The organism is Pseudochelatococcus sp. B33 (assembly GCF_053570585.1).
Genome location: NZ_JBSEFH010000006.1, coordinates 24,893 through 51,634, shown reverse-complemented (window position 1 = coordinate 51,634; position 26,742 = coordinate 24,893). Strand labels below are relative to the sequence as shown.

The following is a 26,742-nucleotide window of genomic DNA, read 5'->3' as shown; positions in this document are numbered from 1 at the left end:
CCGCCGTGTCAGGAGCCGCCGGCGTCGTGCTCGCGCAGGAACGCCGCCACCGCGTCCGCGAAGATCTGGCCATAGCGCTCGAGCTTCGCCTCGCCGACGCCCTGCACCATGCGCATGGCATAGAGGTCGGTCGGCTTGAGGCGTGCCATGTCGATCAGCGTGCGGTCGGGGAACACGATATAGGCCGCGACCTGCTCCGCCCGCGCGAGCTCCAGCCGCACCGCGCGCAGATGCTGGAACAGGGCGTTCTCCTCGGCTGTCAGGTCGCTTGCGGCTTCCGTGCGCGGGCTCTCGCGCCGGCGCTTCGGCTCCTCCGGGACGGTGCGCAGCGTCAGCCGCTCGCGGCCGAACAGGATGTCCTCGCCCCTGTCCGTCAGCCGGTAGCCGCTGTACTGGTCGCCCGTCTCGGCCACCGCGCCGGCCGCGAACAACTGCCGGATGACGGTGCTCCAGGCGCGCTTCGACTTGTCCTTGCCGACGCCGAAGGTCTTCAGCCGGTCGTGGCCGAGGCGCGAGATCGCGTCGTTCAGCGTGCCGGTGAGGATGTCGGCGATATGCGCGGCGCCGAAGCGCTGGCCGGTGCGGGCGATGGCCGAGAGCACCTTCTGCGCGTCGATCGTTGCATCGTAGAGGCTCACCCCGCCGCGGCACAGGTCGCAGCTGCCGCAGGGTTCCGACGCCTCGCCGAAATAGGCGAGCAGCGCCTGCCGGCGACAGGTGGCGCTCTCGCACAGCTCGATCATGGCGTTGAGCTTGCGGTGCTCGATGCGCCGGCGCTCGTCGTCCACGTCCTTCTCGTCGATCTGGCGCCGTCGCAGCGCCATGTCGGAGGCGCCGTAGAGGGTGAGCGTCCACGCTGGCAGGCCATCACGGCCGGCGCGGCCGATCTCCTGATAATAGCCCTCGACCGTGCCGGGCATGTCGGCATGCGCGACGAAGCGCACGTCCGGCTTGTTGATGCCCATGCCGAAAGCCACGGTGGCCACCATGACGACGTCGTTCTCCTGCAGGAAAAGGTCCTGCCGCTTGCCGCGCACCGCCTGGTCGAGCCCGGCGTGATAGGCGAGCGCGCGGATGCCGCGCTGCGAGAGGCTTTCGGCAAGCTCCTCCGTGCGCTTGCGCGCGCTCGCGTAGACGATGCCGCTGGCGCCGCCGTGGGAGGCGACGAATTCGGCGATCTGCGCCGCCGGGCGGTCCTTCACCGCGAAGCGCAGGTCGAGGTTGGGGCGGTCGAAGCTGTGCACGACGATGCGCGGCTCGCGCGGGAAGAGCTGCTGCACGATGTCGGCGCGGGTGGCGCGGTCGGCGGTGGCGGTGAGCGCGATGGTCTGCGGCGAGCCGAGCCCTTCGCGCACCGCCTTGAGGTTGCGGTAGTCGGGCCGGAAGTCGTGCCCCCATTGCGACACGCAGTGCGCCTCGTCGATGGCGAGCCGGCGGATGCCGCATTCGCGCAGCGCCGCGAGCAGGTTGTCGCTGGCGAGCTTTTCCGGCGAGACGAACAGCAGCCTGAGCTCGCCCCGGCGCATGGCACGCCAGGCATCGCGGTTCTCGTCGTCGCCGTTGGCGGAATTGATGGTGGCGGCGGCCGCGCCCAGGGCGCGCAACTGGCCGACCTGATCGCGCATCAGCGCGACAAGCGGCGAGACGACGAGGGTCAGCCCGCCGTCGTCGGTGAGGGCCGGCAACTGGTAGCACATCGACTTGCCGCTGCCGGTCGGCATCACCGCGAAGACGTCCTCGCCGTTGAGCACGGCGGCGATGACCTCGTCCTGCCCGGGGCGGAAGTCGTCGTAGCCGAAGACGGATTTCAACACCGAACGCGCACGCCTGGCGACGTCCGGGCGCACCGGCTTGAGGGGCGCGGCATTCGCGCCTGCCAGTCCGGCCACCTTCATGAGCGCGACGCCACCGCGACGGCGGCGCCCGCCATCACCGCGGCCGTCGCCCGGTTGAGGAGGGCGAGGGAGCGCGGGCTCGTCAGCAGGCGGCGCGCCCGCGCCGCGGCGATCACGTAGCCGGAAAAGATCACCGTCAGCACGGTGAACGTCACGGCCGCGAGCTCGGCATAGGTGAGGAGCGTCACGGCGTTGAGCGGAATGAAGCCCGGCAGCAGCGCGAGGTAGAACATCATCGCCTTGGGATTGGCGAGGCCGACGAAAAGCCCCCCGAACAAGGCCGGCAGGCCGCCTTCGCGCACGTCGAGCGGCGCGGCGGTGATGGTGGCTGCGGGCGCGGTCCAGAACCGCCACGCCAGCCACAGCAGATAGGCCGCGCCGAGATATTTGATGACCACGAACACGCCGTGGAACGTCTGCGCCAGCACCGCAAGGCCGGTGACGGCCAGCGTCAGCCAGATGACGTCGCTGAGGATGATGCCGAGGATGAAGGGGCCAAGCCCCCGCGTACCCCGCGCCAGCACGCGCGCCACGATGGCCGCGACCGCAGGGCCCGGAACGGCTGCCGCAATGGCGAGCGCGCCGGCGAAGAGGACGAGGGCCGCGATGTCGATGCCGGGCACGGGCAACTCCTGCAAGCTATTGCATCAAACCAGAAAATGGGTACCGATTTTGGATGAACTTGATGCACAAACAAAGAAATAGAGCAAATTGCTCTAAGGGGGCTGGAAGGCTTGGCGCGCCGCCACGCGCTGCCGCCAATCGGGCGGCTCCAAATCAGACCGCTCTCTGCATAGCGTGTCCCGGTGTCACCAGGCAAGTGAGCGCGGCGGCGGGCAGGTTGGTGAATAACGCAGGGTCGGCGCCGGTCATGAAGATCTGGCTGCCGATGCCGCCGAGCGCCGAAAACAGCGCCTCGCGGCGGCGCGGATCGAGATGCGCCGCGACCTCGTCGAGCAGGACGAGGGGCGCGATGGCGCTCATCGCCGCCACGAGCCGCGCGTGGGCGAGCACGAGGCCGATCAGCAGCGCCTTCTGCTCGCCGGTGGAGCAGCGGGCGGCCGGGATGCCCTTTTCCGCATGCTGCACGACGAGATCGCTCGTCTGCGGACCGTTGAGCGCCCTGCCTGCGGCGCGGTCGCGCGCCCGGCTCTCGCGCAGCAGGCGGCGGAAGCGGTCCTCGACATCGACGGCGGGAAGCGTGGCGAGATCGCGCTCCAGCGCGCCCTCCAGCGTGCTGCGGGCGGCGGGAAAGGGCGAGGCACGGTCGTGTCCGGCGTCGATCAGCGCCTGCAGCCGCGCGACCGCGTCGAGCCGCGCGGCGGCGACCGCGACGCCGAGTTCGGCCACTTCCTGCTCGATCGAATCGAGCCAGCGCGTATCGCCGGGCCCCTCATCGAGCACGCGGTTGCGCGACGCGAGCGCGCGCTCGAAGGCGTTGGTGCGCGCGCCGTGCGCGGGATCGATGGCGAGCACCATGCGGTCGAGGAACCGGCGCCGGTCGCCCGCCGGCCCGGTGAACAGGCCGTCGAGGGCGGGCGTCAGCCACACCACGCGCAGATATTCGGCAAAGGCGGAAGGCGAGGAAACAGGCGCGCCGTCGATCCGGCACCTTCGCGAAGCCGAGGCCGGGTCGAGGCCGGTACCGAGCCGCGCGCCGCCGGTCGCGGCATCAAGCGTCACGGCGACGGCGAAACCGCCGCTGCCGCCGGTGCGCGCCATCTCGGTGAAGGGCGCGCGGCGCAGTCCCCGCCCCGGCGTGAACAGCGACAGCGCCTCGAGCAGGTTGGTCTTGCCCGCACCGTTCTCGCCCACGAAGGCGACGATCGGCGCATCGAGCCCGAGATCGAGCGCGGCATAGCTGCGGAAGTCGGTCAGCGCCAGGCGCGTGACCCGTCGCGGGGCGGGAGAGGCATCAGACACACGTCAAACACGCTTCAAACGCGCGTCTCATCAAACACGCATGGGCATCAGGACGTAGAGCGCATCCGCGCCCTCGCGGTCCTGCACGAGGGTAGGGGAGCCGGGGTCGGCCAGCAGCAGCAGCGCGGTGTCGCCGTCGAGCTGGCCGGCGATGTCGAGCAGGTAGCGCGCATTGAAGCCGATATCGAGCGCCTCCGAGTCGTACTCGACCTCGATCTCCTCCGTCGCGCTGCCCGAATCGGGATTGGTGACGGAGAGCGTCAGCCGGCCGTCCGTCAGCGACAGCTTCACCGCCCGCCCGCGCTCGGACGAGATGGTCGACACGCGATCGACGGCGGTGGCGAACTCGGCGCGCTCGACGACGAGGCGCTTGTCGTTGTTCTGGGGGATGACCCGCTGATAGTCCGGAAAGGTGCCGTCGATCAGTTTCGAGGTCAGCACCACGGTGCCGGCGGTGAGGCGGATCTTGCTCGACGACAGCTCGACCTGCACACCGCCCTCGATGCCGTCGAGCAGCTTCTGGATCTCGGCGACAGCCTTGCGCGGCACGATCACGCCGGGAATGTCCCGGGCGCCGGCGGGCGCATCGGTCTCGACCCGGGCGAGGCGGTGGCCGTCGGTGGCGACCGCCCGCAGCTTCGGCGTGCCGCCGGCGTCGAACGCATGAAAGTAGATGCCGTTCAGATAGTAGCGGGTCTCCTCGGTGGAGATCGCGAACTGCGTCTTGTCGATGAGCTTCTTGAGCTCCGCCGCATTGATGGCGAACACATGCGGCAGCTCGTCGGCCGCAAGGTCGGGGAAATCGCTCTCGGGCAGCGTCTGCAGCGTGAAGCGCGAGCGCCCGGCGCGGATGACGACCTGCGCCCCCTCCTGCGCGCTCTCGAGCGCGATCTGCGCCCCGTCGGGCAGCTTGCGGATGATGTCGTAGATCACATAGGCTGGCACCGTGGTGGCGCCGTCCTGCGCCACATCGGCCGCGAGCGTCTCGGTAACTTCGAGGTCGAGATCGGTCGCGCGCAGCAGCAGGGCACCGCCCTCGGCGCGCAACAGCACATTCGACAGGATTGGAATCGTATTGCGCCGTTCCACGACCCGGTGGACATGGCCGAGCGATTTGAGGAGCGCTGCCCGCTCGACGGTGACCTTCATCGACACTTCCATTCAACTTGCACGCCGGACTGCCCGCCGTCCCGCGCGGCAACAAGGCTCGGCACCAGGGTGCGTTACCAGGACGCCAGCGGCGCGGGCGGGGAGGGAACAATGGCGTTTCCAGCGCCTGGACGCAAGAGGCGAAACGGCCCGGTGCGACGCTTTCCAGAGACTTCCGCCCGAGACTTCCGGCGCGCCGGAGATATCCGGCTCACCCGGCGGTGAAGCGCCGTTCCGGCAAGCACTACAGCAACTCCCGCTCAACTTGGTCATCAAATTGAGCGCGAGGTGCGGAAGGCAATAGAAACGGGAGTGGGCTGCAGAACAAACACCTCAACAACAATAATACAGACCGCTTTGTTCTTGACGGCCGGTCCCGGCGGTCATTGCCGAGCGTCACTCCTGCAGCATGCGCTTGAGAAGCTCGATCTCTTCCTTCAGCGTCACGTCGTCGGCGATGGTCTTTTCGATCTTGCGCACCGCATGCAGCACCGTGGTGTGATCGCGTCCGCCGAAACGGCGGCCGATCTCGGGCAACGAGCGCAGCGTCAGGATCTTGGACAGATACATGGCGATCTGACGCGGCTTCACCACCGCGGCGGTGCGCCGCTCGGACAGGATATCCGCTCGCGAAACGTTGTAGCGGCTCGCCACAAGCTTCTGGATATCCTCGATCTTCACCCGGCGCGGCTCGCGCGTGCGGATGAGGTCGCGGATGGCCACCTCCGCCGTCTCCAGCGTCAGCATGGTGCCGGTCAGGGTCGTGTGCGCCAGCAGGCGGTTGACGGCGCCATCGAGGTCGCGCCCGTTGGTGGCGATGACCCGCGCCACGTAGGAGACGACCGCCGGCGGCACCTGGAACGTGGGATTGACCGCCTGCACCGTCTCGATGCGCGCGGCGAGAATGCGCGCGCGCAGGTCCTCGTCGAGCGAGCTCACCTCGACGACGAGCCCGCCGGCGAGCCGCGAGGATACCCGCTCGTCGAGCGCGTCGAGCTCGGACGGCGGCCTGTCGGCGGCGACGACGATCTGGCGCCCGGCGTCGATCAGCGCATTGATGGTGTGGCCGAATTCCTGCTGGATCGACTTGCCCTGCAGGAACTGCACGTCGTCGATGATCAGAAGATCGATGCCGCGCAGCTTTTCCTTGAACGCCAGCGCGGTCTGCGCCTTCAGGGCCGCGACGAAGCCGTACATGAAGCGGTCGGCCGTCAGGTAGATGATGCGCTTGCCGTGAACCTGCGCCTCGTGCGCGATGGCTTGCAGCAGGTGCGTCTTGCCGAGCCCGACGCCGGCGTGGAGATAGAGCGGGTTGTAGAGGGCAGGGCCCGCGGTATGGCGCGCGACCCGCTCCGCCGCCGCATGGGCGAGGGCGTTCGAACTGCCGATGATGAAGCTCTCGAACGTCAGGCGGCTGTCGAGCGGATTGCCGCTGAGGTCGGTCGCCGCAGCCTGACTTGCAGCGCCCGCCGGCGCGGGAGCGGTGCGGGAGGCCGGCTGCTGCGGCGCCGGGCCGCGCTGGGCCGAAGCGGGGGCTGCCGGGCGCAGCGGCTCGACGTTGCGGGCCTGCGCCGCGGGAACGGCGGCGCCCTCGCGCCCGACGGTGTCGCGCACGCCGATGGTCACGCGCAGGAGCTTCGGATACTCGGCGCGGTAGAGCTGCAGCACCCGGTCGGCGTAATGCGATTCGATCCAGCTTTTCAGAAAGCGCGTCGGGACCGTCATGTGAGCGGTCTGACGGCTGACGGATTCGAGCTCGAGCCTGCCGAACCAGCTTGCGAACACGTCCTCGCCGAGCTCGGCGCGCAGGCGTCGCTTGACGCGCGGCCAGGCCGCCTCGGGTGTGTGTTCGGCTTCGGCGGCGTCCTCTCCCTCCGAACATGACAGAGCATCCAAAGCGCTGAAGGGGGCGGCGTTGTCGCCGTTCTGGTGGGCCTTGGCATATTTCGCGCTGTCATCAGCTTTAAACATGGTCTCGACGCTCCGCCTTTAGTCGTGGGCCCGCCGCTGCCGCCGGGCGTGCCGCAATTGTCTTGCCTATTTATATGGTGCCGCGTCCTTAAGCCCCCATGGGATCGGGACGCAGCCGGCTTTCGCCTGTCGTCGCGGTCGCGCATCATACGCGACCGGGCACCCGAAGTACCCGAAATTCCACCCGGGCACGTGAAGCGCCCAGGATTTCCCCGCATCGGCCCGCTGGCCGTCGCCTTCCCGCCGGTCGGTCGCACCGACCACAATATATATACCACATCGCTGCGCCCATCCCGCGAGGTGCGGAGCAGCAAAAATCATCGCCGCGCACCAGCCCTTGCGGGATATCGCCACGCACCAGACACGGTTTCACGCAAACGCCTACGCTGAGCCTGCCGCATTCTCCCGGACCGGGAGTGCGTGCCGGACGCCTTGCCTATCTCACCGCCGGCCCCCGAAGGTTACGACAATAAGCCGGGGCCGCAGACCGAACCGGGCCCGCTGATAAGATCTGCAGCCTGTGGAGAATGAGGCGAACATGCAGAACCAGTAGCGTATTAGACACATCTATGCGCAAGTGTTTGTATGTTAATTTATACTACTAAGCACCTCGCACTCACAAATACGCATACACTGCACGTTATACATCCGAATAAACCTTCACAGTAGATTGGATCTATTCGAATGATTATTCATCATTCGAATGCCTCCACTTCCGAGCGAGCGAAAGCTTTGGCTACCAACCTCCTGATTTGGAGAGGCAAAGTTGTCCCGAAGGCAAACTAACCTTACTTCAACTCTCCGGTCGTATGCAACTGTGCAAAACCGGCGCGAGCCGATGAATCGCAAGGCCCGCCGATTCGGCGGCGGGGATCCCCGCCGGGCGCGCGCGACAACGTCTTGTTGAATCGGAGTGATTTTTCATTGGATCTTTTTTGCCAGCATATTTTGTTTTGCACATTTTGCCCGCCGGAGTCGCAGATTTTTCCCCCGGAGCGGGGCAGATTCGCGACCGCGTGAGACCTTTGCCCCCTAACAGTTTGTTTTGCCGATGGATTGTCTGCGCGGTCGGCGAGGCCATTCCGATGGCTTGGACTAGCCCGCGGGAACCCCTTGTCAAGCCGATTTTGGGCAACACCGAGGGCGAAAACTGCGAGAATCGACAGCGGCATCGACCCGGAACGCGAAAAGCGGCTTTCAGCTTTTTGTCGTTGTCAAGTCTCGGGTTTCGCGCGCCGCCGGGCGCAAGCGGAGCGGTCATTCGACGTCAAGTCATGTCAATCTATCTCTATGTATTGTCGTAATTCCGGACAGAGAAGGCCGCATACATTTTTGAAATGACTGCAGGCGCGACTCGCGCGGCCTCGCCCGTTCGGTGCTCCGGCGTCGGGCGCACGGGGCAACGAAAAAGCCCGGCCGTGGGCCGGGCTCGGACAATTGGCAACGCGGGGAAGAAGGATCAGGCCTGCAGCGCCTTCACCCGGCTTGCCAAGCGGGACACCTTGCGGGAAGCAGTGTTCTTGTGCAGCACACCCTTCTGCGCGGCGCGGATGAGCTCGGGCTCGGCCAGGCGCAGAGCAGCCAGCGCGGTGGCGTGGTCGCCGGTGCCGATGGCGGTCTCCACCTTGCGCACGAAAGTCCGCACGCGGCTCTTGCGCGACTTGTTGATGGCAGTCCTGAGAGCGATTTTACGCACCGCCTTCTTCGCGGACGCAGTATTTGCCATGGTGTCCTCTTGTCAGTCCGACCTGCGCGCCACACGGAAACGGACCGCGCGATCGGCATCGGCTTGGTTGTAAACCGGGTTAAGATCTCTGCCGCGCAGCCGCAAGCGCGAATCCTCGCCGGGCGGAACGCTTATGAAGGCGCGCTTATAGTGCCTATCCGGCCGCTCGTCAATGCCCTATCAGCCGCGCCGTCACGACATGCAGCGGGTTGGCCGGATCGAGCAGCAGCCGCACCGCCATGGCGCAGCACACGACGACGAGCAGGGGCCGGATGATCCTGGCGCCGCGGCGCAGCGCGACCCGCGCCCCGAGCTGCGCGCCGATGTACTGGCCGATCCCCATGGACAGGCCGATGAGCACATGCACGCCGCCCGTCAGCCAGAAGAACAGCAGCCCGCCGGCATTGCTGGCGAAGTTGAGCAGCTTGGTATGGCCGGTGGCCTGCATGAGCGGGAAACCGAGCAGCACGACGAAGCCGATCATGAAGAAGGAGCCGGTTCCCGGGCCGAAGCAGCCGTCATAGAAGCCGACGCCCACGGCGGTCGCCGTGAACACGCGCGTGGAGACGCGCGCCGGCCGCGCCTCGGCGCTGATGCGCGGCGCTGCGGCGAAGTAGATCGCCACCAGAATCAGCAACACCGGCATGACCGTGGCCAGCACCCCGGTCGGCAGGACGGCGATCAGCGCCGCACCGCCCACCGATCCGGCGAAGGCAGCGACCGCCATCGGCCACGCCTTGCGCCAGTCGATCAGGCGCGCCCGCCCGTAGGCCGCCACGGCGGAGCAGGAACCGAAGGTGCCCTGCAGCTTGTTGGTGGCAAGCGCCGACAGCGGATCGAGCCCGCACGACAGCAGCGCCGGCACCGTGAGCAGGCCGCCGCCGCCGGCGATCGAATCGATGAAGCCGGCGAGAAGGCCCACGATCGCGAGCACGGCGACGGTCAACGGTTGTACGTCGCCGAGCAGGTCCACTTGGTGTGATTCCGGGATGAGGGGCCGGCATGAAGGGCCGGATAAGGGGCAATGGCGGGCAGGGGAAGCGGTTCAGTAGGCCCGGGCGATGCAGAAGGCCACCGCGTCGACGAGCGCGCGTTTCATGGCGCCGTCGGGGAAGGCTTCCAGCGCGTCGACGGCGTGGTCGCCGTAGTGGCGGGCGCGCCGCAGGGTCGCTTCCAGCGTGTCGTGGGCGCGCAGAATGCCGATCGCGGTCGCGAGATCGCCGTCGGTGATCTCGCCCCGCTCCAGCGTGCGGGACCAGAACGCGCGCTCCCTGTCATCGGCCTGGCGCAGGGCGAGCACGATGGGCAGCGTGATCTTGCCCTCGCGAAAATCGTCGCCGACGTTCTTGCCGAGGAGTTCCGCCGCGCCGCCGTAATCGAGCGCGTCGTCCACGAGCTGGAAGGCGATGCCGAGCGCGTTGCCGTAGGTGCGCGCCGCCAGGCGCTCGCGCTCGCCGAGCCCGGCGAGGATGGGGCCGACCTCGGCGGCGGCCGCGAACAGCGCCGCCGTCTTCGCCCGCACGACGCCGAGATAGGCCTCCTCGTCGGTGGTGAGATCCTTGGCCGCCGACAATTGCCACACCTCGCCCTCGGCGATGACGGCGGCGGCGCTGGCGAGCACCTCGAGCGCGGCGAGCGAGCCGACCTCGACCATCATCTTGAACGCCTGGCCGAGCAGGAAATCGCCGACGAGCACGCTCGCCTCGTTGCCCCACAGCATGCGCGCCGCGAGCTTGCCCCGGCGCATGTCGCTCTCGTCCACGACGTCGTCGTGCAGCAGCGTCGCCGTGTGCATGAACTCGACGCTCGCCGCAAGCCGCACGCTGCCATCGCCGCTGTAGCCCGACAGCTGGGCGAAGGCGAGGGTGAGCATCGGCCGCAGCCGCTTGCCGCCGGAAGATATAAGGTGACTGGCGACCTCGGGGATCAGCGCGACGTCGGAGCCCGTGCGCGAGAGGATGAAGCTGTTCACCCGCTCCATGTCGTCGGCGACGAGGGAGACGAGGGCGTCGATTCCGCCGGCTTTCGCCGGTCCGTCCGCGCGAGGCGCCGTCATGACCACGATATCGACCTCCGTTGCTCGCCCCTCGGGACGCCATCACCCGTGCGACCGACTGTGTGCGCAGGGGAGGCGGCGCCGCGCCGCTTGCGCCTGCCCTACACCGGATGCCTTAACTGTCCGACGATCGCAAGAGGGGGTATATCGCCTTTCCGCGAAAATTCAAAAGCGCGTGTCCGCTCAGCCTTGCCGCGCCGCCGGCAGGTCGGCGGGCGGGAACGCGCGCGCCTGCTCCCCGGCCGCGCCGAACTGGAGCCGGGCGAGGCGGGCATAGAGGCCGCCGTCCGCCACGAGCGTGGCGTGGGTGCCTTCCTCCACGATGCGGCCGCGATCCATCACAAGGATGCGATCCGCGGACAGGACCGTGGCGAGACGATGGGCGATGACCAGCGTGGTGCGGCCCTGCATCAGGCGGTCGAGCGCGGCCTGCACCAGCCGCTCGCTCTCGGCGTCGAGCGCCGACGTCGCCTCGTCGAGCAGCAGCACCGGCGCGTCGCGCAGGATGGCGCGGGCGATGGCGAGCCGCTGGCGTTGCCCGCCGGAAAGCGTCACGCCGCGCTCGCCCACGAGCGTATCGTATCCTTGCGGCAGGGCGGCGATGAAATCGTGCGCCGCCGCCTGGCGCGCCGCGGTCTCGATGCGCGCGAAATCCGCCTCCGGAGCACCGTAGCGGATGTTGTCGGCGACGCTCGCGCCGAAGATCACGGGATCCTGCGGCACGATGGCGAATCGCCGGCGCAGGGCGGCAAGATCGGCCTCGCGCGCGTCGACGCGGTCGATCAGCACGCGGCCCTGCAGTGGATCGTAAAACCGTTGCAAAAGCTGGAACACGGTGCTCTTGCCGGCGCCCGAGGGGCCGACCAGCGCCACCCGTTCGCCGCGCGCCACGTGGATGTCCACGCCGTCGAGCGCCGCGGTTTCGGGCCGCGTCGGATAGGCGAAGCGCACGCGATCCAGCGCCACCGTGGCGAGCGGCGGCTCGGGCAGCGGCTGCGGCGCGGCGGGGGAGACCACCCCGGAGCGCGTGGCGAGGATCTCGCTGAGCCGTCCGGCCGCGCCCGCGGTCTGCGACACCTCGCCCCAGACCTGGCTGAGCTCGCCGAGCGACGAGGCGGCGAGCACCGCGTAGAGCACGAACTGGGACAGCCTGCCGCCGGTCATCTCGCCGGCAAGCACCGCCTGCGCCCCGTACCACAGCACGGCCACGATGCTGGCGCCGACGAGGAAGAGGGCGACCGCCGTCAGCGCCGCCCGCGCACGCGCGGAGAGGCGCGCCGCGACGTAGGCCTCTTCGGCGGCATCGCGGAAATGCCCCGTCGCCTGGGCTTCGGCGTTGAAGGCCTGCATGGTGCGCACCGCGCCGATCGCCTCGGTGGCGTAGGCGGTGGCGGCGGCGAGCGTGTCCTGCGCCGCGCGGGAGCGTTTGCGCACGCCCCGGCCCGAAAACACCAGCGGCAGTACGATCAGCGGAATGGCGGCGAGCACCAGCGCCGACAGGGGCGGGCTCGTGATCACCATCATGGCGCTCGCGCCGATGAAGATCACCAGATTGCGCAGCGCCTGCGAAATGCTGGAGCCGAAGGCCGACTTGATCTGGGTGGTGTCGGCGGCGAGCCGCGACGTCAGCTCGCCGGTGCGTGCCGTATCGTAGAACGTCTGATCGAGGGTGACGAGATGCCGGAAGGTCGCCGTCCGCAGATCCGCCACCACCCGCTCGCCCAGCGTGGTGACGAAATAGTACCGCGTCGCGCTCGCCAGCGCGAGCACGCCGACCACCACGGCCAGCATGAGGAAATAGGCGTTGATCAGCCAGGTATCGAGACCGGAGAAGCCGTAGTCGATGACGCGGCGCACGGCGAGCGGCAGCGCCAGGGTGGCGCCCGCCGCGACCAGGAGGGCGACGAGCGCGGCGACGACGCGGCCGCGATAGCGCCAGGCGAAGGGCAGCAGGATGCGCAGCGCTTGCCCGGTGGAGTGTCCCGCATGCTCCGGGCTGCCTGCCTTCTGATCGCCTGCCTTCTGGCCGCCGGCGCCCTTCGCCGGCCCGTCCGTGGCGGGAAAGCCGGCTGCTGCCGCCGATTCCGCTTGCGCTTCGGTTCGCACTCCTGAAAGCTCCCGTCCCGTCAATGATTCTGCGTTGGCTATATGGGCGTCGGCGGCGGAGCGCAAGCCGTTCGCTGCAATCGTTATAATCTGCGACGAGGTGTCGCTTCGCCCCGCACGGGCGCGGCCGGCCGCCGCAACTGACGGCTTGTGTCGCCGGCCGACCTGCGCTATAGGAACGCGGATTCACTTTCACCATCGATAGTCGTCAAAGGTCGCCTGATCACCGGCTGGCCTCGACGGAGACTTTATCCGAGGACCGCGCCATGCCGAAACAAGACATCCATCCCGACTACCACTTCATCGAGGTGGTGCTGACGAACGGCTCCAAGTACGTCACCCGCTCGACCTACGGCAAGCCGAACGGCACGCTGAACCTCGACATCGATCCGTCGAGCCACCCGGCCTGGACCGGCGGCTCGCAGCAGCTCCTCGATCGTGGTGGCCGCGTCTCGCGCTTCAACAACAAGTTCGCCGGCATCAGCTTCGGCAAGAAGTAAGCAACGCGGCAGTATTGGGAGCGCCGGTCGTTCCGACAGTACTTGCGGTGGCACGCGCAATGACAGCCGGCTCCTCGCGGGGCCGGCTTTTTTGCGATGCGCAGGCCCATCGGCAGTGAGGCGCAAACTGCTCTAGGGAATCGGGCGAAAAGGTGCTAACCGCATCGCAGCATCGTCAAGTGACGCCAGAACAGGGTCCGTTCCACGCGCTGGCAGGCGCATCGTGCGGACGGGAGTATCGTATGCCGGACGAACGATATTTTCTTTCACTCTCCTGCCGCAACCGCCCCGGCATCGTCGCGGCGGTGGCGCGCTGCCTGTTCGAGGGCGGTGGCAATATCCAGGAAGCGCACCAGCACGACGACGTCGAAACCGGCAAATTCTTCGCCCGCATCGGGTTCAATTTCGTCAACGGCGGCGATCTGGAGACCCTGCGCGGGCGTTTCGCCGCCGTGGCGGACGCGTTCGGCATGGACTGGTTCATGCGCCCGGTGTCGCAGCCGCTCAGGGTGCTCGTCCTCGTATCGCGCTTCGACCATTGCCTCGCCGATATTCTCTATCGCTGGCGCATCGGCGAATTGAACATGACGATCGCCGGCATCGCGGCCAACTATCCGCGCGAGACCTACCAGCACCACGACTTCGATGGCATCCCCTTCGATTACCTGCCGGTGACGAGGGACACCAAGGCCGCGCAGGAGGCGCAGCTCTGGACCATCATCGAGGAGCGCCGGGTCGATCTCGTGATCCTGGCGCGCTACATGCAGATCCTCTCGCCGGAGCTGGCGGCGCGGCTCGCGGGGCGCTGCATCAACATCCACCATTCCTTCCTGCCCGGCTTCAAGGGCGCGAAGCCCTATCATCAGGCGCACGAGCGCGGCGTGAAGCTCATCGGCGCGACCGCCCATTACGTCACCGGCGATCTCGACGAGGGTCCGATCATCGAGCAGGATGTGGAGCGCGTGACCCATCACGACACGCCCGACGCGCTGGTGCGCAAGGGCCGCGACATCGAACGGCGCGTGCTCTCGCGCGCCCTGGCGTGGCATCTCGACGGCCGGGTCATCCTCAACGGCCGCAAGACAGTCGTGTTCAAGGATTAAGCCAAATGAGCGCCCAGATCATCGACGGCAAGGCCATTGCAGAGCGCCTGCGCAACACCATCGCCGCAGAGGTGGCCGAGATCGCCGCCCGCACCGGCCTGGAGCCGGGGCTTGCGGTCGTGCTCGTCGGCAACGACCCCGCGAGCGAGGTCTATGTCGGCTCCAAGGCCCGCCAGACGGTTGCGGTCGGCATGCGCTCCTTCGAGCACCGCCTGCCTGCCGACGCGTCCGAGGCCGAACTGCTCGCCCTGATCGCGCGCCTCAACGCCGATGAGGCCGTCGACGGCATTCTCGTGCAGCTGCCGCTGCCCGGCCATATCGACCCCAACCGCGTCATCGAGGCCATCGATCCGGCCAAGGACGTCGACGGGTTCCATCCCGTCAATGCCGGCCGTTTGCTGATCGGCCTGCCGGGGCTGGTGGCGTGCACGCCGCTCGGCTCGCTGCTGCTGCTGCAGAGCGTGCATCGGGATCTCACGGGGCTCTCCGCGGTGGTGGTAGGGCGCTCCAACATCGTCGGCAAGCCGGTGGCGCAATTGCTGCTGCAACAGAACGCCACCGTCACCATCGCCCACTCGCGCACGCGCGACCTGCCTGCGGTGGTGCGCGGGGCGGATATCGTGGTGGCGGCCGTGGGGCGGCCGGAGCTCGTGCGCGGCGACTGGATCAAGCCGGGCGCGACCGTCATCGATGTGGGCATCAACCGCCTGCCGCCGGAGCCGGGCGCGGCGAAGGGCCGCCTCGTCGGCGACGTCGCCTTCGAGGAAGCGCGTACGGTCGCCGGCGCGATCACGCCCGTGCCCGGCGGCGTCGGCCCCATGACCATCGCCTGCCTGCTGCGCAACACGCTACAGGCGTTCCGGGCGCGCCGTGTGAGAGGCTGAACGGTCCGCAATCTCTTTGCCTACGCATCAAATTTTTCCAAAAAGTGCGCACACTTTTTGGTTCGATGCGGCGGATCAGCGCGACAGGCTGACGGGTGCGCCGGACTTGGCCAGCACGCCATTGAAGTTGCCGCCGCCGCCGCGCAGCCGCGCCACCACGTTGCCGCGCGCATAGAGATAGACCTCGTTGCCGCGCAGATCCCACGCGTTGACGCTCTGCAGATCCTGCGACGAGCAGCCGCTGGACGACGCCCTGTAGAGATCGAGCGAGGGCGAGCTGGACAGCGTCACCCGGCAGGAGCTGCCGGCGGCTTCGCTTGCCCGCCAGCTTCCGGTCATGGAGGTGCGCGTCGGGGCGACGGCCGGCGGCGGGGCCGCCGCGGGGGGCGTTGCCGGCGGCAGCGCGGCCACCTGGCCGGGCGTCGTCCCCGCGAGCGCGGCATCGGGATCCTGCCCGAGCGACAGGTCTGCAGAGGGATCGCCGGGCGCACCGGGCAGCTGCGTTTCCGGCGCGACCACGGTGCCCGGCGCAGGCGGCAGCGGCGCGGAGATCACCGCCGAGGACGGCCGGTTGGAAGGCGCGGGGACGATATCGTCCACCGGCGCGGCGATGACGCGCGGGCTGCCGTAGGGCACCGCCCCATACGGGCCGCCGGAGGCGAAGCGTGCCGAATCGGCGCACGCGGCCAGCGCCAGCATGGGTGGAATGGCCAGCAGCGCCCTGACGGCCGACTGCGACCGGACAAGCCGGAAGATCCGCGCGACAACATCGGGGCCACAGGCAAAACCGGGCACGCTCCCCGCTGATTCAATCCCTCGGGCCATATTGATTCCTCACCATCACGCACACGCCGGGAAGACGGGTGGCTTCCGTCCCACCTCATCCTGAGCAGCATTGTGTGTCACGAACATTAACAAAACTGGAGAAGAATGTGATCCGGTCAATCCAAGTGAATCGATAATGGCGCATTCCTGCAACAGAACGCGCCATTATCGAGCGTGATCGGGATATCGGCCGGGCAGTCGGCGGTCACACCTGCCGCGCGACCATCATCTGCTTGATTTCGGCAATCGCCTTCGCCGGGTTGAGGCCCTTCGGGCAGGCGTTGGCGCAGTTCATGATGGTGTGGCAGCGATAGAGGCGGAAGGGATCTTCCAGGTCGTCGAGCCGCTCGCCGGTCGATTCGTCGCGGCTGTCGATCAGCCAGCGATACGCCTGCAGCAGCGCGGCGGGGCCGAGATAGCGGTCGCCGTTCCACCAGTAGCTCGGGCACGACGTCGAGCAGCAGGCGCACAGGATGCACTCGTAGAGGCCGTCGAGCTTCTGCCGGTCCTCGTGGCTCTGGCGCCATTCCTTCTCGGGCGCGGGCGTCACGGTGTGCAGCCACGGCTCCACCGAGGCGTGCTGCGCGTAGAAGCGCGTCAGGTCGGGCACCAGATCCTTCACCACCGGCATGTGCGGCAGGGGATAGATGTTGACGATGCCGTTCTTCTCCACCTCGTCGATGCCGCGCGTGCAGGCCAGCGTGTTGGTGCCCGAGATGTTCATGGCGCACGAGCCGCAGATGCCCTCGCGGCAGGAGCGGCGGAAAGTCAGCGTCGGATCGACGATGTTCTTGATCCAGATCAGCGCATCGAGCACCATCGGCCCGCAGTCGTCACGATCGACATGGTAGCTGTCGAGGCGCGGATTGTCGCCCGTGTCGGGATCGTAGCGGTAGATGTTGAACAGCGTGGTCCGCGTGGCGCCCTGAGGGGCAGGCCAAACCTTGCCCGACGTCACCCGGGAGTTTTTCGGAAGCCTGAACTCAGCCATTGTCTTTAACTCTCTCCGCTAAGCCGCTCGGGCCGCATCATTAAAAGCGAGCCTCGACAGACACGCGCCCCGGCGGACGCGCGCCCCGGTCAGCGCGCGCCTATCAATAAACGCGCGCCTTGGGCTCGATGTACTGGATCTCGTTCGACATCGTGTAGGTGTGCACCGGCCGATAATCGAGCGTCACCTGGTGGGAATGGGTGTCGAGCCACGACAGCGTGTGCTTCATCCAGTTCACGTCGTCGCGGTCGGGATAGTCCTCGCGCGCGTGGGCGCCGCGGCTCTCCAGGCGGTTGAGCGCGCTTTCCATGGTCACTACGGCCTGGGTGATGAGGTTATCGAACTCCAGCGTCTCGACGAGGTCCGAATTCCAGATCAGCGACCGGTCGGTGACGGCGATGTCGGAGGCCGACGACCACACGTCGTGAATGAGCTTGACGCCCTCGGCCAGCACCTCGCCGGTGCGGAACACGGCGCAGTTCGACTGCATGGTGCGCTGCATGTTGAGGCGCAGCTTCGCCGTCGGCGTGCCGCCCGCGGCGTTGCGGAAGCGGTCGAGCCGCGACAGGGCGAGATCGGCCGAATCCTTCGGCAGTTCCGGCTGCTTCTCGCCCGCCCTGACGATCTCGGCCGCCCGGAGGCCGGCGGCGCGGCCGAACACCACGAGGTCGATCAGCGAGTTCGAGCCGAGGCGGTTCGCGCCGTGCACCGACACGCAGGCCGCTTCGCCCAGCGCCATCAGGCCGGGCACGACCGAATCGGGATCGCCGCCGCGCTTGGTGACCACCTCGCCGTGGAAGTTGGTCGGGATGCCGCCCATGTTGTAGTGCACCGTCGGCAGCACCGGGATCGGCTCCTTCGTCACGTCGACGCCGGCGAAGATATGCGCCGATTCGGAGATGCCGGGCAGGCGCTCGGCCAGGATCGCCGGGTCGAGGTGGTCGAGGTGCAGGTAGATGTGGTCCTTGTTCTTGCCCACGCCCCGGCCCTCGCGGATCTCGATCGTCATCGAGCGCGACACGACGTCGCGCGAGGCGAGATCCTTGGCGGAGGGCGCGTAGCGCTCCATGAAGCGCTCGCCCTCGGAGTTGGTGAGATAGCCGCCTTCGCCGCGCGCGCCCTCGGTGATGAGGCAGCCGGCGCCGTAGATGCCGGTGGGGTGGAACTGCACGAACTCCATGTCCTGTAGCGGCAGGCCGGCGCGCAGCACCATGGCGTTGCCGTCGCCCGTGCAGGTGTGGGCCGAGGTGGCCGAGAAGTACGTGCGGCCGTAGCCGCCGGTGGCGAGGATCACGAGCTGGGCCCGGAAGCGGTGGATGGTGCCGTCGTCGAGCTTGAGCGCCACGACGCCGCGCACGCGCCCTTCCTCGTCCACGATGAGGTCGATGGCGAAATATTCGATGAAGAACTCGGTGTCGTGCTTCACCGCCTGGCCGTAGAGGGTGTGCAGCATGGCGTGGCCGGTGCGGTCGGCGGCCGCGCAGGTGCGCTGGGCCGTGCCCTTGCCGAAATGCGTCGTCATGCCGCCGAACGGGCGCTGGTAGATCTTGCCTTCCTCGGTGCGCGAGAAGGGCACGCCCCAGTGCTCCAGCTCGTAGACGGCGGCGGGGGCGTTGCGCACCAGATATTCGATGGCGTCCTGGTCGCCGAGCCAGTCCGACCCCTTGACGGTGTCGTACATGTGCCATTGCCAGTTGTCCTCGCCCATATTGCCGAGCGAGGCGGAGATGCCGCCTTGCGCCGCGACCGTGTGCGAGCGGGTGGGGAACACCTTGGTGACGCAGGCCGTGCGCAGGCCCGCCTGGGAACAGCCGACAGTGGCGCGCAGGCCAGCACCCCCGGCGCCGACCACCACCACATCGAACGTGTGGTCGGTGATCGGATAGGCGTTGCCGATCGCGGCAGGAGAGGAAAGCGTGGCCATCATTACACCCCGAACGAAATCTTGAGAACGGCGAACACCGCGGCGACCGCCACCACCGCCGTGAACAGGACGTTGGCGATCACCGCCAGAACCTTGATCCCCTCGTGATGGATATAATCCTCGATGATGACCTGCGCCCCGATCTTGGCGTGGATCGTGCCGGTGACGACGAACAGCAGCAGGACGATCGCCGTCAGCGGATGGGAGACGAGCGTGCGGGCCGCCTCGTAGTCGCGCGTCGAGGCGCAGATCACGATGGCGACGAAGGCGAGCGCGAGCGGCACCAGCGCGATGGCGGTGAGGCGCTGGCGCCAGAAATGCTCCGTGCCGGACTTCGCGGACCCGAGGCCGCGGACGGCCTTGACCGGCGTGCGAATGGAGAAATGAAACTGGCCCATGTCGATCTCCTCCTGTCCCCGGTCAGCCGACGCTCAGGCCGATCACCCAGACCAGCACGGTGAGGATGAGGGAGGCGATCAGCGTGCCGCGCGCCAGCGCGAAGCGTATCTTGGGTTCATAGCCGTAGCCGAGATCCCAGACGAAGTGCCGGATGCCGCCGGCCATGTGGTGCAGCAGCGCCCAGGTGTAGCCGAACAGCACGACGCGCCCGACCACCGAGCCGAAGACCTCGCGCGCCGTGGCGAAAGCCTCGGGACCCGCGGCGAGGGAAACCAGCCAGTAGACCAGAAGCAGCGTTCCGGCATAGAGCGCGATGCCCGTCGCCCGGTGCACCACTGACATGGCCATCGTCCATGTCAGGCTGTAAATCTGCAGGTGAGGCGACAGCGGTCGTTCCGCTGCGCGCGCGGGGGCTTTCGCCTCGGCCATGATCCTGGTCTCCTCCATGATCGCCATGCATTGTCGCCCTGTCCCGCCGCCATGGCTCCCGGATGGAGCGAACCGGACACGGGCTGGCGCAAACTCGATAGTCTAGAGCTACTCGAAGTTGCAATGCTTCGTATCTAATCCGTAGCAGGTTAGCAACGGAATGGAGCGAATCGCTGGTGACAAATTTTGGGAGTTGTCATCTGCCCTGGCCGGGCGAGGGGTATGCGCCGCGCCGCTTCGCGACAGCCAGGGGAGGGCGAACGGCGCGGCCGCGCCTGTCCCGGCCTTTCTTGTCTCAGTGTTTCCTGCCTTCAGTGTTTTCTGCCGCGGGGCGCGGGCGCGGCGTGGGCGAGATCCGCGTGAGCGGCGAGGGCGCCGACGATGCCGGGACCGTCGCCGTTGAGCCGCACGATCTTGATGCGCGATGTGTGGCCGGACACAATTTCGGCGGCCGAGGCCGGAATCCCGGCGCTCTTGGCGAGCAGTTTGAGCAGCGCCGCGTTGGCGGCGCCGTCCTCGGGGGCCTGCCGCACGCGCGCGAGGAGCACCTTGCGGCCGTCGGAGAGCTCTCCCGGCCCGTCGATGGCGTCGCGGCCGCCTCTTGGCGTCAGCCGCACGGCGACGGTCGCGCCGCCGTCGATGATCCGCCATGGCAAAGCTTTGTCGTCCGATGCGTCCATTAGGGAGTTGCCAGTGGGAACCGGGTTGCGAATCAGGGCAGGGCCGGCCGCAGATAGCGCTCGATGAAGCTTTGCAGGAAGAACACCAGCAGCAGCAGGATCACCGGCGAGATGTCGATGCCGCCAAGGTTCGGCAGCAGGTTGCGAATCGGCCGCAGCAGCGGTTCGGTCGCCTGATACAGAAAGCTGACGACGGAGTGGACGAAGCGGTTGCGGGTGTTCACGACGTCGAAGGCGATCAGCCAACTGAAGATGGCGCTGGCGATAATGACGTACGTGTAGAGGTTCAGCACAAGCTGAACGACGTCGAGCACCGATTGCATGTCGTCTCCTGAAACCGCAAGGACTGACGGGAAGGGATATCGTCCGACCTATATATCTGTCATCGCGGGCAAGAGCCAGAGAAGAAGCGGCAGGCGCGGCCTCTCCGGCTCCCGGAAATCCGCCGCCGTTCCCGGCCGGACGGCCGATGCCGGAGGCTGGCGGGCAAATGTGCAAAATCACGCGGATGGAAGCGGACAGGCGATTGACAGCGGACGAACGGGATCATACAACGCCCATCCATTGGGGCTGTAGCTCAGTTGGGAGAGCGCTGCAATCGCACTGCAGAGGTCGTGAGTTCGAATCTCATCAGCTCCACCAGTTACCCCGCTCCGGCGGGGTTTTTCGTATCCGGTTTCCAAAGGATACGACATTTCCGCAGGTTAGCCGGGACAGTCTCTGCCCGGGTGGCCGTTGCGGGGCCTTCCTGCCCTGTTTCCACCCTCTCCTCAGGCTCCGTCTCTGCCGGGCCATTTCCGTGACCACTTGGCCTGCCACACGATGCTAGGTGATCGCCGGGATGTAGCGGGCTGTCCGGAGGGATCGATTATGGGTGCCGGGCGTCGGGCGAGCCGACTGATTCGGCCGATGCCTTCGTTTACATTCCGAGCGTGTCGGCCTGTTCCGACCAGAGATACGGGACATCGATGGACCGCGCCAGGGTGCGGGCGGTGAGGTCTGCCGGTTGACGCCCAGTCAGAATCGCATCGGTGATCGCCGGCGACAGGAAGGCGAGGGGCAGGATACGGCTGATGTCGGCACGATAAACGCCGAGCTCACGCGCCAGTTCCACAATCGATGATACCGAGCCATCCGTGAGCCGGGCGAGATAGAGATGGGCGCGCGCCAGCAAATCGATCAGCGACGCCTCAGGTTCCCGCGCGGTTCCGTTGATGACGATGCGCGCCTCCAGTCCCCGCCGCTTGATCGCAACCGGCCGATCGATCACGCATGTTTCCGCCGCATCTTCGGTTGTCGGATCTTGGGATAGTTGATCCCGACAGTCGACGGGTTCCCGACCCGTCGACGCAAGCAGGTGGCTGACCAGCGTCTGTTTACGGACCTCGAAGCTGATCTTGTGGGGCGAAAGCGCGATCCTTCGGAAAAGCGCATGGAGAATCTTCTTCCGCGGTTCAGACACCGCATCGTTCTGCAGGGCGGCTGCCATTGCCGAAGCGGCCGACAATGCCCCCTCGATGCGATCGGCGGGGACAGCGTACTCCTGCAACCAGATTGCAATCAGGGTTCGATCCAGCAAAATTTCACAGGCCTGCCTCAGGACAATCCCTTCCAGTTCGCCGGCCGCGATGCGCCAGCTCCCTTCCTTGCTGGACGGATCGTGCCTGAGACGACGCGAGACATAATAACGGTAGCGCTTGCCGTGATTATAGGCGTGGGTCGGACCGAGCCCGTCGCCGGTGTCATCGACCACGAGACCGGTCAGCAGATGGATGTCCAGGCTGTATGATCGGTATTTTCTTTTCCGGGACTTGTCTGCGAGCAGGGGTTGTGCCGCCTCGAACATGGCCGGATCGATGATCCCCTCGTGCTCTCCCTCATAGACCTCGCCATGATAGCGTGCCTTGCCGATATAGACTGGGTTCGACAGCAACCGATGGAGCCGGCCCCTGCTCATGGGTGCGTGTTGCGGAGCGAGCTTGTCGCCCTGACCATCGACCTCCTTGGCAAGTTCCACCACCGATCCCAGTTCGAGATAGCGGCTGAACAGATGCCGCACCTTTTCTGCCCCGCCCTCATCGACGATCAGCTTGCGGTTCTCGACGCGATAACCGAGCGGTACCGTACCACCCATCCAGATGCCCTTCCTGCGCGAGGCGGCGATCTTGTCGCGGATGCGCTCCGCCGTTACCTCGCGTTCGAACTGGGCGAAGGAGAGCAGGACGTTGAGCGTCAGCCTGCCCATGGACGTGGTGGTGTTGAACTGCTGGGTGACGGAAACGAAGGAGACGCCGCTCGCGTCAAAAATCTCGACGATCCTGGCGAAATCCATCAGCGAGCGGGTGAGCCGGTCGATCTTGTAGACCACCACGACGTCGACCTTCCGCTCCCGGATGTTCTGTAGCAGGCGCTGCAAGGACGGTCGTTCCATCGTGCCGCCCGAGATACCGCCATCATCATAGCGGTCGGGGACCAGCTTCCAGCCGAGGCCGGATTGCGAGGCGATGAAGGCGGCGCAGGCTTCGTGCTGGGCATCGAGCGAGTTGAACTCCTGATCGAGCCCTTCCTCGCTCGATTTGCGGGTATAGATCGCGCAGCGCTGTCGGGGCTGCGATGAGCGGGGGGAGCCATTTCCATTGGTGTTGTTCCTGCCGCTACTACTGGCGGGGCTCCTCGTTGTGCCATTTCCCCTCATAACCCGAAGAACCTCGGCCCGGACCAATGCGTGCCGGTTATCGCACGGGCGATCGCCGTCAGCGAACGATAGATCTTCGCCTCATGGACGAAACCATTTTCGATGACGTCGACGATGTGAGTGCGGCCATTCCACTCACGCAACAACCGGGCACCGGGGCGCAGGATCTGGCGTTTCCGGGTGGTGATCTCCAGGCTGGTTACCAGCGGCAGCACATCGGTCGGACCAAGATCGGCATCATCGATCGGGCCTGCGGCGCCTTCCTTCTTTCCTGCGATCCGCTCTTCACGTTGCCGCATCGCCTCCTTCAAACGTCGCCTCGTCTCAGGCTTGAAACCACCCAGCCACCTTGCCTGCAGATGCCACGTCGCCGAGTGGATCAGAAGAGCGTTCCGCACGCCGACGGGTGGCGGATGGCCATGGGCCTTGATCCAACGTGCAGCCAGTTCCTCCCGCGAGAGGTCGCCGATCGCGCCGACCTCCTCGTCCAGCGCAAAAATCTTTCTCATGAGGATCACCCGGCCTTGCCGCTTGTGCCGCCGTCGTCGATTCGGTATCGGCGGATGCCGTCCCTACCGGTATCGGAGATCAGCCTCAGGCCGAGCTTCTTCTTGACCGTTCCCGACAAGAAGCCACGCACCGAATGGAGCTGCCAGCCTGTGGCCTCGGCAAGCTGGGCGATCGTCACGCCCCTCGCCAGACGCAGTTTTTTAAGGACGATATCGGTCTTTTTTTGGGCGGGGGTAGTGGCCCTGTGGGGCCATCTGGCCCGGTTAGAATTCACCGCTGTGGCAACGGCTATTCCTTGCCCTTGAGCGACGCTCGTTCGAGGGGCTGGGCTCCGCTTCTCGGGCTCGGCCTTCATGGGGGCCGACTTCCCCGCTGCCGATGCGATGGTTTCCGGGTTTCTCTCGTGCCCGGTTTTTTGCCTGGTTTTCAGGCTTGCTTCCGCTTGTTTCTGCAAGACCCGCCCGCCATCCGGAACAGCATCTTCGTCATTTGCAAGGGCGGATGTGATGGTGTTGATCAATGCCATGTTGGCTCTCCGTCAGTACAGCCACCGGATCATCCAGCGCCTGTACTGACGAAAGCCCGCTATCCGGGCCGGCCGTGAGCTTCAGCGGCAGGGGGCGCTTCAGCGACCCCGTTACTGTTAGCACGACATTATGCTCGCTTGTGCACCAAAGTCCAGCGGCTACCAAGCTAGCTGTGAGCTTTCAGGAGGTTGTCCATTCGGAGCGGATTTCGGAGACTGGAGTTACCACACCTCAGTTTTCCAGGATCGCTCCGAATGAACATACACAAGAATGCCCGACTGACGCCCTTGCGTCGAGAGGAAATGGCGTCGGCGTTATCAGTGGCCGGTTGTCTCGCGCACAAGCTGTCCGTGTCTACATGGAGCGTGTGTTCGGGCTACTCGATCCGCAGAAGGGGTCGGTGATGCAGCAGGTGCATATTCTCGAGAACTATCCGCTGGTGGCCGGCATCGTGGCCTCGACGGATGCGATCGGCATCGTCAGCGCCGATTACGCGGAAACCCGGACGTTCCGGAAGCATTTCGCGATCCTGCCTTTCGAACTCGGCGAACCCATGCCGCTCGCCGCAGCGTCGCGCGCCCGCTGGACCCCGACCCGCCCGATGCAGCATTTCATGACAGCCCTGCGGAACCACCCGCTGACCGGCAGGGATCCGATGTGAGGGCGGTTCCGGCTTTACGGCGTTGTTTACAGTTGGAGAGACGCATCTCGACGCGATGCGGACCGTGTGGGTCAACCCTTCTGCGCCGGATCGGCCGTATAGCGATCGGCGTAGACCGTCCGGATCACCTTTTTATCGAACTTGCCCACACTGGTGCGCGGAATCCTGTCGAGGAACAGGATCTCGTCCGGCAACTGCCATTTTGCAAAGCTGCCCAGAAGGTGTTCCCGCAAGTCTTCGGCGCTCGCTTCCTCCCCCGGTTTGAGCACCACGAGCGCCAGTGGCCGCTCCTGCCATTTAGGGTGCTGGACGCCGATCACCGCGGCCTCGAGCACCGCCGGGTGCCCAACCAGGGCGTTTTCCATGTCGATCGACGATATCCATTCGCCGCCCGACTTCACGACATCCTTGATGCGGTCCGTGACCTTCACGTAACCGTCGGGATCGATCGTGCCGACGTCGCCGCTGCGCCAGTAACCGTCGATGAAACGGTCTCCGTCATCCGGCATGTCGTGGTAACGGGCGGTGATCCAGGGACCGCGCACACAGATTTCACCAACTGTGACGCCGTCGTGGGGAAGGGCGCGGTTGTCCGCGTCCAGGATCAGGAAGTCAACACCCGGGGCCATCAGTCCTTGCTTGCGCTTGAGGTTCCAGCGTTCCTCGGCACTGAGACGCCGCTTCACGGAGGGCTTGAACCGGTTCAGGGCGATGATGGGTGACGTTTCCGTTGCGCCGTAAGCATGCACGATCTCCGCGCCTGTCAGCTCGTGGAAGCCGCGCATCATCGACAATGGCGGCTCTGTGGCGCCGGAAAGCATGCGCAGACGCCTGAGGTCGGGCTTTTCCGGCAGCGTTTCGATATAGCGCAGCATGGGCAGGAAGATGGCAGGGGCGCCGTTGGTCACGGTCACGCCTTCTGCGATCATCGCATCCGTCAGCGGCGCGGTGTCCTCCATGACGTAGCGGCCCGGCAGCACGATCTTGTTGGCGGTGAAGGTCGCCGCCTGCGGCAGGCCCCAACATTGCCCGTGGAACATCGGTGTGATCAGCATCGTGCAGTCGTCGAGAGTCATTTCGAGCGTCGTCGCCAGCATCATGGCGTGAAGGTAGACAGACCTGTGTGAGTAGTAGACGCCTTTGGGCCTGCCCGTCGTTCCCGTGGTGTAGCAGGCGCCCCAGGCGGAGCGCTCGTCGATCATCGGCCATTCGATCGCTTCGTCTGCGTTGGCCAACAGATCTTCGTAGTGGTAGACGGGAGAAAGACTGGTCGTGATCTCGGCAAGCGGCTTGTCGCTCATCACGATCCATCCCCTGACGTTTGGGGCGAGGGGGGCCAGCGTCTCGGCGATCGGCAGCAGGCTTTCGTCGACGGCGATGAAGCGTGTGTCGCTATGCGTGACGACATAGGCGAGGTCTTCCGGGCCAAGCCGCTGGTTGAGCTGGAGCATGACGGCGCCGAGGCCGGGAACCGAGTAGTAAAGCTCGAAATGGCGGCGGGTGTTCCAGTCGAGCACGCCGACGCGGTCGCCCGGGGTGACGCCGATGCCCGCGAGCGCATTGGCGCCGCGCTTGATACGCCGGTAGCATGCATCGTAGGTGTAGCGGTCCCAACCGCCGTCCCCGTTGCGATAGACGATCTCCTGCTCGGGATGGGTCCTGGCAGTGTGCCGGATCAGGGACGTGGTGTTGAGCTGGTAATCGTCGCCCATGGTGGAGGGGCAGCCCTGGATGATCCGGTATGGGCGTTTCGCTTTGGTCATTTTTCTTGTCTCCGGTAAATGTATC

Annotated in this window: 24 protein-coding genes, 1 tRNA gene and 1 pseudogene; 6 read left to right on the top strand and 20 right to left on the bottom strand. The window is 66.4% G+C overall.

Annotated features, from left to right (window positions below; genetic code table 11):
- Positions 1-8 precede the first annotated feature (8 nt).
- The 9 genes from recQ to ACUSIJ_RS07950 form a co-directional block, all read right to left on the bottom strand.
- Positions 9-1,895 carry a DNA helicase RecQ gene (gene recQ, locus ACUSIJ_RS07990; RefSeq protein WP_449307848.1) on the bottom strand — a complete coding sequence of 629 codons (1,887 nt, stop codon included), beginning with the start codon at positions 1,893-1,895 and terminating at the stop codon, positions 9-11.
- Positions 1,892-2,518, bottom strand: a complete 627-nt coding sequence (locus ACUSIJ_RS07985; RefSeq protein ID WP_449307847.1) for a LysE family translocator — start codon at positions 2,516-2,518, stop codon at positions 1,892-1,894. The genes recQ and ACUSIJ_RS07985 overlap by 4 nt, the downstream gene beginning before the upstream one ends.
- Positions 2,519-2,672: 154 nt before the next feature.
- Complete coding sequence (recF, locus tag ACUSIJ_RS07980) at positions 2,673-3,818, bottom strand: DNA replication/repair protein RecF (protein ID WP_449307846.1); 1,146 nt, start codon at positions 3,816-3,818, stop codon at positions 2,673-2,675.
- A 30-nt stretch (positions 3,819-3,848) separates the two neighbouring features.
- The gene (gene dnaN, locus ACUSIJ_RS07975) at positions 3,849-4,967 is read right to left on the bottom strand and encodes a DNA polymerase III subunit beta (RefSeq protein WP_449307845.1); all 1,119 of its coding nucleotides are present in this window, start codon (positions 4,965-4,967) and stop codon (positions 3,849-3,851) included.
- 396 nt (positions 4,968-5,363) lie between these two features.
- The gene (gene dnaA / locus ACUSIJ_RS07970; RefSeq protein WP_449307844.1) at positions 5,364-6,938 is read right to left on the bottom strand and encodes a chromosomal replication initiator protein DnaA; all 1,575 of its coding nucleotides are present in this window, start codon (positions 6,936-6,938) and stop codon (positions 5,364-5,366) included.
- A gap of 1,459 nt (positions 6,939-8,397) precedes the next feature.
- A complete protein-coding gene (gene rpsT / locus ACUSIJ_RS07965) occupies positions 8,398-8,664 on the bottom strand; it encodes a 30S ribosomal protein S20 (RefSeq protein WP_449307843.1) in 267 nt (88 codons plus the stop codon).
- Between the two features lie 169 nt (positions 8,665-8,833).
- Positions 8,834-9,637, bottom strand: coding sequence for a TSUP family transporter (locus ACUSIJ_RS07960; protein WP_449307842.1), 804 nt, complete (start codon positions 9,635-9,637; stop codon positions 8,834-8,836).
- 72 nt (positions 9,638-9,709) lie between these two features.
- Entirely contained in the window at positions 9,710-10,720 is a 1,011-nt protein-coding gene (locus tag ACUSIJ_RS07955; RefSeq protein WP_449307841.1) for a polyprenyl synthetase family protein, read from the bottom strand.
- Positions 10,721-10,903: 183 nt separating this feature from the next.
- A complete protein-coding gene (locus tag ACUSIJ_RS07950; protein WP_449307840.1) occupies positions 10,904-12,826 on the bottom strand; it encodes an ABC transporter transmembrane domain-containing protein in 1,923 nt (640 codons plus the stop codon).
- 266 nt (positions 12,827-13,092) lie between these two features.
- On the opposite strand from ACUSIJ_RS07950, the gene rpmE reads away from it, so the two are divergent.
- The 3 genes from rpmE to folD all read left to right on the top strand — a co-directional run bounded on the left by rpmE (position 13,093) and on the right by folD (position 15,313).
- The gene (rpmE, locus tag ACUSIJ_RS07945; RefSeq protein WP_449307839.1) at positions 13,093-13,326 is read left to right on the top strand and encodes a 50S ribosomal protein L31; all 234 of its coding nucleotides are present in this window, start codon (positions 13,093-13,095) and stop codon (positions 13,324-13,326) included.
- Between the two features lie 242 nt (positions 13,327-13,568).
- Positions 13,569-14,429 (top strand): formyltetrahydrofolate deformylase, encoded by an 861-nt coding sequence (purU, locus tag ACUSIJ_RS07940; protein WP_449307838.1) that lies wholly within the window; start codon positions 13,569-13,571, stop codon positions 14,427-14,429.
- A gap of 5 nt (positions 14,430-14,434) precedes the next feature.
- The gene (folD, locus tag ACUSIJ_RS07935) at positions 14,435-15,313 is read left to right on the top strand and encodes a bifunctional methylenetetrahydrofolate dehydrogenase/methenyltetrahydrofolate cyclohydrolase FolD (protein WP_449307837.1); all 879 of its coding nucleotides are present in this window, start codon (positions 14,435-14,437) and stop codon (positions 15,311-15,313) included.
- Positions 15,314-15,388: 75 nt separating this feature from the next.
- Here the strand turns inward: folD and ACUSIJ_RS07930 are convergent, their stop codons facing one another.
- The 7 genes from ACUSIJ_RS07930 to ACUSIJ_RS07900 form a co-directional block, all read right to left on the bottom strand.
- Positions 15,389-16,138, bottom strand: a complete 750-nt coding sequence (locus ACUSIJ_RS07930) for an AprI/Inh family metalloprotease inhibitor (protein ID WP_449307836.1) — start codon at positions 16,136-16,138, stop codon at positions 15,389-15,391.
- A 205-nt stretch (positions 16,139-16,343) separates the two neighbouring features.
- Positions 16,344-17,129 (bottom strand): succinate dehydrogenase iron-sulfur subunit, encoded by a 786-nt coding sequence (locus ACUSIJ_RS07925; RefSeq protein WP_449307835.1) that lies wholly within the window; start codon positions 17,127-17,129, stop codon positions 16,344-16,346.
- Positions 17,130-17,232: 103 nt separating this feature from the next.
- A complete protein-coding gene (gene sdhA / locus ACUSIJ_RS07920; protein ID WP_449307834.1) occupies positions 17,233-19,053 on the bottom strand; it encodes a succinate dehydrogenase flavoprotein subunit in 1,821 nt (606 codons plus the stop codon).
- A gap of 2 nt (positions 19,054-19,055) precedes the next feature.
- Positions 19,056-19,451: a succinate dehydrogenase, hydrophobic membrane anchor protein gene (gene sdhD, locus ACUSIJ_RS07915; RefSeq protein WP_449307833.1), complete on the bottom strand. Its 396-nt coding sequence runs from the start codon at positions 19,449-19,451 to the stop codon at positions 19,056-19,058.
- A 22-nt stretch (positions 19,452-19,473) separates the two neighbouring features.
- Complete coding sequence (gene sdhC / locus ACUSIJ_RS07910) at positions 19,474-19,881, bottom strand: succinate dehydrogenase, cytochrome b556 subunit (RefSeq protein WP_449308033.1); 408 nt, start codon at positions 19,879-19,881, stop codon at positions 19,474-19,476.
- 311 nt (positions 19,882-20,192) lie between these two features.
- Complete coding sequence (locus ACUSIJ_RS07905; RefSeq protein WP_449307832.1) at positions 20,193-20,561, bottom strand: DUF167 family protein; 369 nt, start codon at positions 20,559-20,561, stop codon at positions 20,193-20,195.
- Between the two features lie 32 nt (positions 20,562-20,593).
- The gene (locus ACUSIJ_RS07900; protein WP_449307831.1) at positions 20,594-20,884 is read right to left on the bottom strand and encodes a YggT family protein; all 291 of its coding nucleotides are present in this window, start codon (positions 20,882-20,884) and stop codon (positions 20,594-20,596) included.
- 243 nt (positions 20,885-21,127) lie between these two features.
- On the opposite strand from ACUSIJ_RS07900, the gene ACUSIJ_RS07895 reads away from it, so the two are divergent.
- A tRNA-Ala gene (locus ACUSIJ_RS07895) sits at positions 21,128-21,203 on the top strand.
- Positions 21,204-21,480: 277 nt separating this feature from the next.
- Here the strand turns inward: ACUSIJ_RS07895 and ACUSIJ_RS07890 are convergent.
- Genes ACUSIJ_RS07890 through ACUSIJ_RS07880 form a run of 3 tightly spaced genes read right to left on the bottom strand, consistent with a single transcriptional unit; the run spans position 21,481 to position 24,292 of the window.
- Positions 21,481-23,256: a recombinase family protein gene (locus ACUSIJ_RS07890; protein WP_449307830.1), complete on the bottom strand. Its 1,776-nt coding sequence runs from the start codon at positions 23,254-23,256 to the stop codon at positions 21,481-21,483.
- Positions 23,253-23,765 (bottom strand): DUF2924 domain-containing protein, encoded by a 513-nt coding sequence (locus ACUSIJ_RS07885; protein WP_449307829.1) that lies wholly within the window; start codon positions 23,763-23,765, stop codon positions 23,253-23,255. Before ACUSIJ_RS07885 ends, ACUSIJ_RS07890 begins: the two co-directional genes overlap by 4 nt.
- Positions 23,766-23,770: 5 nt before the next feature.
- Positions 23,771-24,292: a DUF3489 domain-containing protein gene (locus ACUSIJ_RS07880; protein ID WP_449307828.1), complete on the bottom strand. Its 522-nt coding sequence runs from the start codon at positions 24,290-24,292 to the stop codon at positions 23,771-23,773.
- Between the two features lie 255 nt (positions 24,293-24,547).
- On the opposite strand from ACUSIJ_RS07880, the pseudogene ACUSIJ_RS07875 reads away from it, so the two are divergent.
- Together ACUSIJ_RS07875 and ACUSIJ_RS07870 are read left to right on the top strand one after the other, a co-directional pair.
- Positions 24,548-24,651, top strand: a pseudogene (locus ACUSIJ_RS07875) (IS481 family transposase); the annotation flags it as partial.
- On the top strand, positions 24,652-24,954 hold the full coding sequence (locus ACUSIJ_RS07870; RefSeq protein ID WP_449308041.1) for a hypothetical protein: 303 nt from the start codon (positions 24,652-24,654) through the stop codon (positions 24,952-24,954).
- A 71-nt stretch (positions 24,955-25,025) separates the two neighbouring features.
- Here ACUSIJ_RS07870 and ACUSIJ_RS07865 read toward each other — a convergent pair whose 3' ends face one another.
- Positions 25,026-26,717, bottom strand: coding sequence for a long-chain-fatty-acid--CoA ligase (locus ACUSIJ_RS07865; RefSeq protein ID WP_449307827.1), 1,692 nt, complete (start codon positions 26,715-26,717; stop codon positions 25,026-25,028).
- Positions 26,718-26,742: the final 25 nt, after the last annotated feature.